At 38.2% G+C, this 10,892-nt stretch carries 15 protein-coding genes and 7 tRNA genes; 18 read left to right on the forward strand and 4 right to left on the reverse strand.

Annotated elements, in window-relative coordinates:
* Nucleotides 1-143 precede the first annotated feature (143 nt).
* From yajC to rplL, 16 genes are all read left to right on the forward strand, one after another.
* Nucleotides 144-476 (forward strand): preprotein translocase subunit YajC, encoded by a 333-nt coding sequence (yajC, locus tag NZ519_07550; GenBank protein MCS7028609.1) that lies wholly within the window; start codon nucleotides 144-146, stop codon nucleotides 474-476.
* Complete coding sequence (locus tag NZ519_07555) at nucleotides 473-1,009, forward strand: hypothetical protein (protein ID MCS7028610.1); 537 nt, start codon at nucleotides 473-475, stop codon at nucleotides 1,007-1,009. The genes yajC and NZ519_07555 overlap by 4 nt, the downstream gene beginning before the upstream one ends.
* Nucleotides 1,010-1,126: 117 nt before the next feature.
* A tRNA-Lys gene (locus tag NZ519_07560) sits at nucleotides 1,127-1,199 on the forward strand.
* A 7-nt stretch (nucleotides 1,200-1,206) separates the two neighbouring features.
* Nucleotides 1,207-1,288: transfer RNA gene (locus tag NZ519_07565), tRNA-Leu, on the forward strand.
* Nucleotides 1,289-1,388: 100 nt separating this feature from the next.
* Nucleotides 1,389-1,461, forward strand: a tRNA-Thr gene (locus tag NZ519_07570).
* Nucleotides 1,462-1,472: 11 nt separating this feature from the next.
* Nucleotides 1,473-1,558, forward strand: a tRNA-Tyr gene (locus tag NZ519_07575).
* A 13-nt stretch (nucleotides 1,559-1,571) separates the two neighbouring features.
* Nucleotides 1,572-1,643 (forward strand) — tRNA-Gly (locus tag NZ519_07580).
* 9 nt (nucleotides 1,644-1,652) lie between these two features.
* Nucleotides 1,653-1,725, forward strand: a tRNA-Thr gene (locus NZ519_07585).
* A 51-nt stretch (nucleotides 1,726-1,776) separates the two neighbouring features.
* On the forward strand, nucleotides 1,777-2,964 hold the full coding sequence (gene tuf, locus NZ519_07590; protein ID MCS7028611.1) for an elongation factor Tu: 1,188 nt from the start codon (nucleotides 1,777-1,779) through the stop codon (nucleotides 2,962-2,964).
* Between the two features lie 70 nt (nucleotides 2,965-3,034).
* Nucleotides 3,035-3,105 (forward strand) — tRNA-Trp (locus tag NZ519_07595).
* A 40-nt stretch (nucleotides 3,106-3,145) separates the two neighbouring features.
* The gene (gene secE, locus NZ519_07600) at nucleotides 3,146-3,337 is read left to right on the forward strand and encodes a preprotein translocase subunit SecE (protein ID MCS7028612.1); all 192 of its coding nucleotides are present in this window, start codon (nucleotides 3,146-3,148) and stop codon (nucleotides 3,335-3,337) included.
* Nucleotides 3,338-3,345: 8 nt separating this feature from the next.
* Nucleotides 3,346-3,963: a transcription termination/antitermination protein NusG gene (gene nusG / locus NZ519_07605; protein MCS7028613.1), complete on the forward strand. Its 618-nt coding sequence runs from the start codon at nucleotides 3,346-3,348 to the stop codon at nucleotides 3,961-3,963.
* Between the two features lie 7 nt (nucleotides 3,964-3,970).
* Nucleotides 3,971-4,417, forward strand: coding sequence for a 50S ribosomal protein L11 (gene rplK, locus NZ519_07610; GenBank protein ID MCS7028614.1), 447 nt, complete (start codon nucleotides 3,971-3,973; stop codon nucleotides 4,415-4,417).
* Between the two features lie 47 nt (nucleotides 4,418-4,464).
* Nucleotides 4,465-5,169: a 50S ribosomal protein L1 gene (gene rplA, locus NZ519_07615; GenBank protein ID MCS7028615.1), complete on the forward strand. Its 705-nt coding sequence runs from the start codon at nucleotides 4,465-4,467 to the stop codon at nucleotides 5,167-5,169.
* A 3-nt stretch (nucleotides 5,170-5,172) separates the two neighbouring features.
* Complete coding sequence (gene rplJ, locus NZ519_07620) at nucleotides 5,173-5,667, forward strand: 50S ribosomal protein L10 (GenBank protein MCS7028616.1); 495 nt, start codon at nucleotides 5,173-5,175, stop codon at nucleotides 5,665-5,667.
* A gap of 44 nt (nucleotides 5,668-5,711) precedes the next feature.
* Nucleotides 5,712-6,086, forward strand: a complete 375-nt coding sequence (gene rplL / locus NZ519_07625; protein MCS7028617.1) for a 50S ribosomal protein L7/L12 — start codon at nucleotides 5,712-5,714, stop codon at nucleotides 6,084-6,086.
* A gap of 53 nt (nucleotides 6,087-6,139) precedes the next feature.
* Here rplL and NZ519_07630 read toward each other — a convergent pair whose 3' ends face one another.
* From NZ519_07630 to NZ519_07640, 3 genes are read right to left on the reverse strand one after another with little or no spacing between them, the layout of a single operon-like run.
* Nucleotides 6,140-6,529, reverse strand: coding sequence for an ATP-binding protein (locus NZ519_07630; protein MCS7028618.1), 390 nt, complete (start codon nucleotides 6,527-6,529; stop codon nucleotides 6,140-6,142).
* 7 nt (nucleotides 6,530-6,536) lie between these two features.
* A complete protein-coding gene (locus NZ519_07635; protein ID MCS7028619.1) occupies nucleotides 6,537-6,893 on the reverse strand; it encodes an STAS domain-containing protein in 357 nt (118 codons plus the stop codon).
* Nucleotides 6,890-8,929 carry a serine/threonine-protein phosphatase gene (locus NZ519_07640; GenBank protein ID MCS7028620.1) on the reverse strand — a complete coding sequence of 680 codons (2,040 nt, stop codon included), beginning with the start codon at nucleotides 8,927-8,929 and terminating at the stop codon, nucleotides 6,890-6,892. The genes NZ519_07635 and NZ519_07640 overlap by 4 nt, the downstream gene beginning before the upstream one ends.
* A 44-nt stretch (nucleotides 8,930-8,973) precedes the next feature.
* Between NZ519_07640 and NZ519_07645 the strand changes: the two genes are divergently transcribed.
* Nucleotides 8,974-9,699 (forward strand): phosphoribosyltransferase family protein, encoded by a 726-nt coding sequence (locus NZ519_07645; GenBank protein ID MCS7028621.1) that lies wholly within the window; start codon nucleotides 8,974-8,976, stop codon nucleotides 9,697-9,699.
* Nucleotides 9,700-9,783: 84 nt separating this feature from the next.
* Nucleotides 9,784-9,987, forward strand: coding sequence for a hypothetical protein (locus NZ519_07650; GenBank protein ID MCS7028622.1), 204 nt, complete (start codon nucleotides 9,784-9,786; stop codon nucleotides 9,985-9,987).
* On the opposite strand, the gene NZ519_07655 is transcribed toward NZ519_07650, so the two are convergent.
* A partial coding sequence (locus NZ519_07655; GenBank protein ID MCS7028623.1) for an SBBP repeat-containing protein occupies nucleotides 9,919-10,892 on the reverse strand: 974 nt, incomplete at its 5' end. The two genes, NZ519_07650 and NZ519_07655, sit on opposite strands and share 69 nt — an antisense overlap.

Genomic DNA, 10,892 nt, shown 5'->3' on the forward strand with positions numbered 1-10,892 from the left:
AGCGTTAGCGTAGCCCGCAGCACGCCGACCTTGTGGGCATGAGCGTAGCGAAACGCCCACAAGGGCACGCCCAAAAAGTCAAATTATATATTTGAAAAATTTATTGAAATTCAAATATGTTTTGTAGTTTTGCGTTCTCAATTATGCTTGAAGTAGTGTTATTATTTGGAGGACCTAGTCAAACAGGGCAGCAAAGCGGAGCAAATAATTTTAGCGGGCTTATCATGTTGCTCTTAGTTTTCGTGGTTATGTACTTTTTTATGATAAGGCCGCAACTCAAAAAACAAAAAGAAGCCCAAAAGTTTCGTAATGAACTGAAAAAAGGAGATAGAGTAATTACCATTGGTGGATTGCATGGTAAAATTGTAGAAGTAACGGACAACACCGTTGTTTTAGAAGCAGACAAAGATATTCACTTAACATTTGAAAAATCAGCGATAGCCAGTTTAGCCAATAATTCAGAGAAAAAATCATGAAAATCATTTATTGGGCTATAACCATTGTGAGCTTAGGGGGTATGCTTGGGTGGTACGTTTTTGTTCCTGGAACGGGTTTAGTATTAGAATCGGCTACAATGCAAGAGTGGGCAGGAGGTGCGGCAGGTTCGGGGCGAGGAATAACTTATCGGATTATCGCAAAGAAAAAAGCAGGTAGACCTATAAAAGTCTCATCAGTTTGGATAGGAGATGCCCAAAGTGGGCGCCCGGTTGATTTTGTCGTTACCACTGCACCTACTGAAAAGAATGCAAGCGTATCAGAAAAAGAAGAAGAAATCATAAAAGCAGACAAAATATTGATTGAAGCCACTTTTCGTATTCCAGGGCAAAAAAGACGCTTACCTGATGATCCTGAAACGCCAGAAGAAGAAATGCCCAAACAAACCGAAAAACCGAGCTGTGCGTTAGAAAAATTCAATGGTGCAGGGTACGTATCTTATAGTATGGGTAAGAAGATACAGTATCTAATCATACCGAAGTTTGAAAAGTTAGAACCTGTTTATTACCCATAATAATAAAATTCTTCCTGATAAACAACAAGTTACATAAAAATTTTTCAAAAAAGGTTAAAAAGACTTGACAAATTCAAATAAGTCGTTGTATCTTTGCAGTCCGAAACAATAAAGGTTGTTCTTGTAGCTCAGCTGGTAGAGCATCTCACTTTTAATGAGGGGGTCCTGGGTTCGAGTCCCAGCAAGAACACTACGTTGCCCAGGTGGTGGAACTGGTAGACACACTATCTTGAGGGGGTAGCGCCGCAAGGCGTCCGAGTTCAAATCTCGGTCTGGGCACGGAGAAATGTAGTACAAGCTATAGAGTAGCGGTACTACGTTTTTTTGAAAGAATTTTGACTGCAAGTTTATATTGTGTATATTTGCAGTCAAAAGGTCTGCCTGAGTAGCTCAGCTGGTAGAGCAACTGACTTGTAATCAGTGGGTCGGGGGTTCGAAGCCCTCCTCAGGCTCAATAAAGGTTGGGAAGATAGCCAAGTGGTCAACGGCAACAGACTGTAAATCTGTCCTCTTCGGAGTTCGTAGGTTCGAATCCTACTCTTCCCACCATGAAGATGAGGAAGCGGAAGTAGCTCAATGGTAGAGTACTAGCCTTCCAAGCTAGCTGTTGCGGGTTCGAGTCCCGTCTTCCGCTCAATAGGTTGCCAATATAGCTCAGTTGGTAGAGCGCATCCATGGTAAGGATGAGGTCACCAGTTCGATCCTGGTTATTGGCTCTAGGTAGAATTTGTTATTTATTTAATTAAAAAAGTTAAAACTAAAAAGTCATGGCAAAAGAAAATTTTGACCGTTCTAAGCCCCATGTGAATGTTGGTACCATAGGGCACGTAGATCATGGAAAGACCACTTTAACTGCTGCTATTACTCATGTTTTAGCTAAAAAAGGGTTGAGCGAAGCGCGCTCTTTTGACTCTATTGATAATGCTCCAGAGGAAAGAGAGCGGGGTATTACAATTAACACAGCTCACGTAGAATACCAAACAGAGAAAAGGCACTATGCCCACGTAGATTGTCCTGGTCACGCAGACTACATCAAGAATATGGTTACGGGTGCAGCGCAAATGGATGGTGCAATACTAGTAGTCGCTGCTACTGATGGACCCATGCCACAAACTCGTGAGCACATTCTTTTAGCACGTCAAGTAGGTGTGCCTTATATTGTTGTATTCATGAACAAAGTTGACATGGTTGATGATCCAGAGCTTTTAGACCTTGTTGAGATGGATATTCGCGACCTACTCAATAAATACGAGTTTCCTGGTGATACTACTCCAATTATACGTGGCTCTGCCCTAGGTGCTCTTAATGGCGATCCCAAATGGGAGAAAACTGTATTAGACTTAATGGATGCTGTTGATACTTATATTCCTACCCCTGTACGTATATTGGACAAACCTTTCTTGATGCCTGTGGAAGATGTATTTTCTATTACAGGTCGCGGAACAGTAGCTACCGGGCGTATTGAGAGAGGAGTTATACGAGTAAACGAACCAGTTGACATTGTGGGCTTAAATGCTGAAAACTTGAAATCCACAGTTACAGGAGTAGAGATGTTCCGAAAGATCTTAGATGAAGGACAAGCAGGAGATAATGTAGGACTACTCTTACGTGGTATAGATAAAGATCAGATTAAACGTGGAATGGTTATTTGTAAACCAGGTAGCATTACACCTCATACTCATTTTAAGGCTGAAATTTATGTTTTGAGCAAAGAAGAGGGGGGACGCCACACACCGTTTTTCAATGGATACAGACCGCAGTTCTACATGCGTACAACTGACGTAACAGGAACATGCAAACTTCCCGCAGGAGTAGAAATGGTCATGCCCGGCGATAACGTTACCATAGAAGTAGAATTGATTCATCCTGTAGCAATGGAGAAAGGGCTACGCTTTGCTATACGTGAAGGTGGTAAGACTGTAGGAGCAGGTCAAGTAACTGAAATCATAAAATAGAATATAAAAAGCTAAACAGATGTTACGGACAACGAACGAATACGTACGTTTCCGTAACATTTTTTCTTACAGGGGTATAGTTCAATGGTAGAATAGCGGTCTCCAAAACCGTTGATGTGGGTTCAAGTCCTGCTACCCCTGCTAATAAAAAGTACAAAATACAGGACTTAGTTTTTGGCTTATGTTAGAAAAAATACGCAATTGGTACAAAGAAATATATAATGAGCTGGTGAATAAAGTTTCTTGGCCTACTTGGGAAGAGTTACAGGGTAGCACGACAGTGGTTTTGGTAGCATGTTTGATTATCTCTATCATTGTTTTTATAGTAGACACAGTATTTAACTATGGTTTGCAGTTTATTTATGGAGGTTAAATTTGATGATGGCAAGAGTTACTAAAAAAACTACCAAAAAGGATAAAAAAGAGGAGAACAAAGAGGAAAAAAAACCTGTGGAGGGTTGGTATGTAGTACGTGTGGTAGCAGGTCAAGAAAATGCGGTTAAGAAGGCTATTGAGAGTGAGGCTAGAGCAGAAAAATTAGAGGATAGAATATTCCAAGTACTTATACCTGTTGAAAAGGTTTTTGAAATACGGGATGGCAAGAAAAAGCTAAGAGAGAGAATTTTGTACCCAGGCTATGTGTTTTGTCATTTGTTCCCTGACGGAGAAGTTATTAGCACTATCAACAATATACCTAATGTGATAGGCTTTTTACATTCCAAAGCACCGAAGCGATCAGGAAACGAAATGCCTGAACCACTCAGGAAAAGTGAGGTTGAAAAGATGTTAGGTAGAATGAATGCTAGTCATCAAGATGAAGAAGTAGTTGAGATTCCTTTTGTAGAAGGAGAGGAAGTTAAAGTAATAGATGGACCTTTTGATGGGTGTACAGGCGTTGTAAAGCGTATTCACAAGGATAAGATAGAGGTAGAGGTAAAAATTTTTGAAAGAAGTACTCCTGTGGAGCTAAGTTATACACAAATAGAAAAAGTATTTTGATTGATTTATGGCAAAAGAAGTTGCTGCATATATTAAGTTACAAGTAAAGGGAGGAGCTGCTAATCCTTCGCCCCCTATTGGACCCGCATTAGGTTCTAAGGGGGTAAATATTATGGAATTTTGCAAACGGTTTAACGCAGCTACTCAAGATAAAGCAGGCGAAATTTTACCTGTTATTATCACAGTATACACTGACAAGTCCTTTGATTTTGTTGTCAAAACTCCTCCTACAGCAGTGTTGCTAATGAAAGCAGCGAAAATTGAGAAAGGTTCTCCTGAATCTAACCGCAAGAAAGTAGGAGAAGTAACTTGGGAACAAATTCAAAAAATTGCTGAAACAAAAATGCCAGACTTGAACGCTTTCACTATAGAAGCTGCCATGAAAATGGTAGCAGGTACGGCAAGAAGCATAGGTATAACTATCAAAGGTACTCCACCTTGGCAAAAAAACTGATTTAAACGTAAACTTGAATAAAAGTACAAAATATCAGAACTTGCGTTATGACAAAGTTATCCAAAAAGTACAAAGCGGCACTCGCTAAGTACAATCCACATCAGGAATATTCTTTGGAGCAAGCTTCTGCATTAGTTAAAGAAATCGCCTTTGCTAAGTTTGATGAAACAATAGACTTAGCTATACGTTTGGGGATAGATCCCAAACAGTCCAGCCAAATGGTTAGAGGTGTAGCTACTCTACCCCATGGCACAGGAAAGAAAGTACGTGTATTAGTACTAACCACAGGCGATAGGCAAGAAGCTGCTCGAAATGCAGGTGCGGACTATGTAGGATTAGATGACTACATAGAAAAAATAGAAAAAGAAGGATGGGCAGAGGTAGATGTAGTCATTGCTTCCCCAGATGTAATGGCTAAGGTAGGTCGCTTAGGTAAGATTTTAGGTCCGAGAGGACTGATGCCTAACCCTAAAACAGGAACGGTTACTAATGATGTAGCCGCTGCGGTAAGAGAAGTAAAAGCAGGTAAAATTGACTTTCGTAATGACAAAACAGGTGGTATTATTCATGTACCTATTGGAAAAGTTTCCTTCACTCCAAAACAAATTGCAGAAAATGCTTTGGAGGTTATCCAAACTGTAGTAAAACTCAAACCTGCTTCAGCTAAAGGAACATATATCAAAAGTATCGCTATGTCCAGTACTATGAGCCCTAGTATTAAAATTGATAAAAAATCTATTCCAGGCATATAGAGTATGACAAGAGAAGAAAAAATTGAAATAGTAAATAAGCTAACTGAAAAGCTTAAAAATTCACCCAATTTTTATGTAATAGATGCCTCAGATTTTACTGTGGCAAAAAGCTGGGCACTACGGGCTGCTTGCTACAAAGCAGGATTAGAGCTTCGCTTTTACAAAAACTCTTTGATAAAAAAAGCACTAGAGAATTTAGAAGGTGATTATTCTCCCATCATTAAATCTCTAAAAGGTTCTTCTTCTTCAATTATTTTCGGAGCAACAGAACCCAAAACACCCGCAAAAGTAATATTAGACTTTCGTAAAGACGAAGCTAAACCTGCCCTCAAAGCAGCTAAAATAGGTGAGGAAATTTATGTGGGTGATGAGCAACTTAACATGCTCAGTAAAATCAAAACTAAAAGTGAGCTTATTGGTGAAATTATTGCATTATTACAATCTCCTATAAATACTATCATTTCTGGATTACAAAATAGAGAAAACAAAGAGCAATAACCTTGATAATTAATTTACGTTAAACTATTTCATTTTGGAAGATTATGGCAGACCTAAAACAAATAGCAGAAACGTTAGTTAATCTAACTGTAAAAGAAGTAGCTGAATTAGCTTCTATATTAGAAAATGAGTATGGTATTAAGCCTGCCGCAGCTGCGGTAGTAGTGCAAGGTGGTAGTGCCGCAGCCGAGCAAGCTCCAGCAGCTCAAACAGAGTTTGATGTTATTCTTAAAAGCGGTGGTCCACAAAAACTTAATGTGGTTAAGCTGCTAAAAGATCTCACAGGATTGGGCTTAAAAGAAGCCAAAGAATTAGTAGATAATGCTCCTAAGCCGATTAAACAAAAGGTTTCCAAAGAAGAAGCGGAAGCCCTTAAAGCTAAGCTCACCGAAGCAGGAGCAGAAGTAGAAATTAAATAAAGTCTTTACATTGTTTTACTATTTCACAAAGACTACGCAAAACGTAGTCTTTTTCATTTTTTGTTTAATCTTTTTTCTAAAATGATGATGTTCTTTCCTGGTTCGTGGATACGAACAATTTTATCTACCATTTCTTGCATAAGGTATAGCCCCATTCCTCCTCTTTTGCTTGTGCGAATATTTTCTTCAAGGTTAATTTGAACTTCGTTAGGTAAAACTGGCTTGCTTCCTGTGTCTGTAATTTGAACTGCTATCTTTTGCTCTGGAATGACGTTGAGCGTCAACTCTAAAAAGCGATCGCTACAACAGTTGTTACTATGAATAATTGTATTAGCGCAAGCCTCATCTATGGCTAAAATGACCTGCTCCCGTATTTCACTACGAATAGCATATTCTTTAAGTGTATCTGCCACAAAAGCACGTATATCCGATAAGTTCCTCAAATCACAGCTAAATACTTTCTTTGACATGATTTAATCTCTCCTTTGCTTGTGAAACTGTTTCAGTAATAATGACCAATTTGTCCAGCCCTAAAACTGTAAATACGTACAGTACTTCCCTACGTAAATTAGCAAATATCATCTCACCTTTTTTTCTACGAATAGGTTCTAAATAAGTGATAAAAACTCCTATGCCTGCACTAGAAATATAAGTGAGCTCACTTCCATCAAGAACGATGAGAGGTTGCTCATAATTTTTTACTACATAAGCTACCGCATTGTCTAAATCAATAGAAGAGTACGCGTCTACTTCTCCTATCGGCTTGATAATCACTACATTATCATCAACCGTAGTTTTGATGTTCATCTCTGTACTTTAATTACCTGTAACGTAAAATCGTCCGATAAAGTTGTGTTTTCTTTGAACTTATATACATCCTGTAAAATAGCATATTCTATGTCATACACATCTTTTTGTGCATTATCTAAGACTATTTTTTTCAGCCTTTCCAATCCATAGCATTGACCTTCAACATTTTGCGTTTCTGTAAGTCCGTCAGAATAAAAAACAAATATATCTCCTGTGTCATATTTTACAGAGCAAAGCACATTATTTTGGTCAAAAATCTCTCCCTTAACTAAACCTATCGCAAGCCCCCCTTGCGAAAGATAAACTGCTTCATGAGTTTTAGCATTGTAGTATAGAGGTGTAGTATGTCCTGCGCGAGCAAAATATAAAGTATCTTCATTAAGTCTAAACTGGGCATACAGTACTGTAATAAATACATGGCTCTCCATTGTTTGAGTGAGTATGTTATTTGTGATTTGTACCATTTTATTAGGCAAAATTAAAGGACTGTCAGGATAACAAAGAGTCTCATAAATACCTTTAAGTTCTACCATGTAAAAAGCAGCTGATGCACCTTTTCCGCTTACATCGCCCACACAGAAGTTAAGAATATTTTTCGCTTCGTTGTAATAGAAAGCATATAAGTCCCCTCCTATTTGCTCTGCATATTTTTGATAAGCAGAAATACGAAGAGGATAAGGTTGAGGAACACTTTTAGGTAGCAACCTCTGATGCACTCTCTTACTAATACTAATCTCTTCTTGATACTTTTGATTTTCTACCGATTCCTCTAATAAAAATGCCGTTTCTAAAATAATTCCAGCCTGCTTAGCAAATATCACTACTGTATTGCGGTCCTCTTCCTCAAAATCATCCGCAGCAGGTGAAACTAAATAAATAGTGCCAATTTTTTTCTTATCATGTAGGGTAATATATACAGATAAAACTGTTCTATAACCTCTAATTTCGGTATTTTCTATATACCGATAAGGTTTTAACAAACTAATAAATTTATGCTCTATCAATCCTTTGAGCTGCTTTATAGTAGGTACATCTATGTTGTGTGTAGCTTCCGTAACAATATCCGCTCCGTGGTATGTTTCTACCCAACCTATTTTTGCTTGAGTAACCTCTAAACAGACTTTCAGTAGCTTATCGTAAATAACACGAGGATTAAAATCCTGTTGTAGTAAGTAAGAAAACTCTTGTATATTTGACCAAAAGTTATACCGTTGCTCTGCTACCGAATATAATAGCAAGTTAATAAGCAATGCCGCCAAAGAAACTAACAAATATGCCGCAATAAAATAAAAAGACAACGTAAAAAACACACTATACTGCGCTTCTTTAAGAATATCAGGTAAGTATTTAGGAATGTGGTATAATTGTATGCTTAGCCATAACAAAATAACAGCACTTAGCACTCCAAACACATAAAAAGCAACTGTTAGTTTCTCTTCTTTGGTTAGGTAAGCAATCCATTTTGGTGTGGACGCTAAATAAGTAGCAATCAAAACTCCAATTATCAAATAGGCACGTTGTATCCATGTCCATTCAGGCACAAAAATGAAAAACATAGATAAAAACAACCACACGATAAAAAATTTCCAAACACTGTCATACTTTTTGCTTTTATTTTTCAATAAAAATGCTCTTACCGTGAAATTTCCATATATTAAAAACAAACTTAAAATGCCCACATTGAATAAATACACAAAAGCAATGTAAAAAGGGCTTTTCCAATGAGGAACAAGTTTTTGCACATTTTGTACTGCTAAATGCAGAATCAGCAATAAAACTCCAAGTATTAAAAATCTACGAAGTTGCTTAGTAGTTTCGCTCCGTTTCGCAGTAACAACAAATTGACCAATATAATAATACAAAGTATTTAACGAAAAAAACAAAACTACTCGGTAGGGGAATTGTTCATATTTCATATTTGTCAATCGCATATCTTGGGCAAGCATAACGAACATGGTTGTCCAAAGTAGTATCGCAATACTTAGCGTTATGTAAGAAAATCCTTTTCTTGACAGAACTTTACTTTTTACCATTTACTTGCAAATAAACATATTTTTACAATTTATATGACCATTTTTTGTACATTTGGGCAGTGTTTAGAATAAACGAGATTATAGAAAGCGTACTACACTTGGCGTATCCTAATGTCTGTTTTGGATGCCAGCAGCCCTTATTACTTTCGGAACCCTATAAGATATGTTCTACTTGTTTAGTTAAAATTGAAAAAACTTACTTTCATGAAAAACCTTTTCCCAATCCGATGGAGTCTAAACTATTGGGCTTTCCTTTTCTCAAAAGAGCAACTGCTTTATTTTATTTTGACAAAAAGGGAATCTTGCAAAAAATAATTCACAGCTTAAAATACGAAAACAAACCTTTTTTAGGGGAGCATTTAGGAACTTTTTTAGCCTATCAATTACGAAACACGGGCTTTTTTGATGATGTAGATTATATTGTTCCTATTCCTATGCACCCTAAAAAGGAACGCCTACGCGGCTACAATCAAGCTGCAATGATCGTAAAAGGAATTCAGAAAGTTGTAAACATACCTTATTCTCCAGATATTCTCGTCAAAGTTGAGCAAACTCTTACCCAAACGCGCAAAGGTAAGCTTCAAAGATTACTTTCTCTGTCTGAAAAGAGTATTTTTACTTCGTTAGCGCCTGAAAAAATACACAATAAAACGCTTTTGTTGGTGGATGATATCATTACCACAGGTAGCACGCTCATCAAATCAATGGAAGTTTTAGAAAAATATAGTTGCAAAGCTTGCAAGGTAGTAACAGTAGGTATGGCAAGATAGATGTTTCTACACGCAAATGGACAATATTGAAGTTTAATTTTTTTGATTTTTTGGGCGTGCCCTTGTGGGCATTCGCTTGCGCTCATGCCCACAAGGTCGGCGTGCTACGGGCTACGCTGCGCTTCGGTGCTTCGCTTCGCTACGCACCGTGCTAACGCACGCCCTCCGCATGCCTCACGCAAAAAGCCCTGCAATTCTTTGCAGGGCTTTTTTACCTTGTTACTCCACTACAAACCTCTCTGCTTTACCTCCTCTTCGCGCTCGGATGAAATACATTCCCTTCGGTAAGTTCAGTTCTATGGTATTTTTACCTTGCGGTAACGTATAAACCTGCAATGCTTTACCTGAAATATCACTTAATTCATACTCCTGAATGCTATTCGTGTAGTTCTCTACTACCACATAATTCTGTGCAGGATTGGGATACAAGGTAAAACTTTTATCTTGTTCAGGTACAGTTATGGTTGCCACATTAGAGTAGTAGCTTTGCCCATCTTTATTTACCGCCCGTATGCGATATATATGCGTAGCCCCTGCATACACACCCTCTTTATCTTGATAACTGCTTGTGCTGCTATTTGCTTGGGCTATACCTTGCCAAGTGTTATTTTGCCACTTTTCTACTACAAAATGCTGTATAGGTTCTTGAATAGTACTTTGCCAAGTAATAAATACCCCTTTATTCTCAAAACAATAGTTTACACTGACCTTCAAACTAAACGTAGATAAAATACACTCAGGTTCAAGCTTAGTTACAACAACATCATGCCAGCCTCCATCGTATATAGTTTGAAAAGCCCCAGGTGTAGTAGGATACCCTTCACCTGTATATCCACAAACATAAACATACCCACTATTGTCTAAAGTAATGCCACCTGGCTCCTCATGACCCGTACCCCCTAAATAAGTAGAATACGCAAGATATGTCCCACCAGGCGATACTACAGTTACGAATAGATCTTCATCTCCGCCACCATGAGTACTTTGGTAAGTACAAGGAGTAATATCATAATCGATAGTATAGAAAGTCCCACCTGTAATATACGCATAGCCACTGCCATCTACGGCAATGCCATTACCCACATCAGCACTACTTCCCCCAATATACGTAGAATAATCCAAGCTACTCCCCGACGCATTCAACTTCGTTACAAAAACATCACCACCCCATCCTCCCCCATGCGTCGTTTGAA

It is taken from the genome of Bacteroidia bacterium (genome assembly GCA_025056095.1).
In the GTDB taxonomy this organism is placed as follows: Bacteria; Bacteroidota; Bacteroidia; order JANWVE01; family JANWVE01; genus JANWVE01.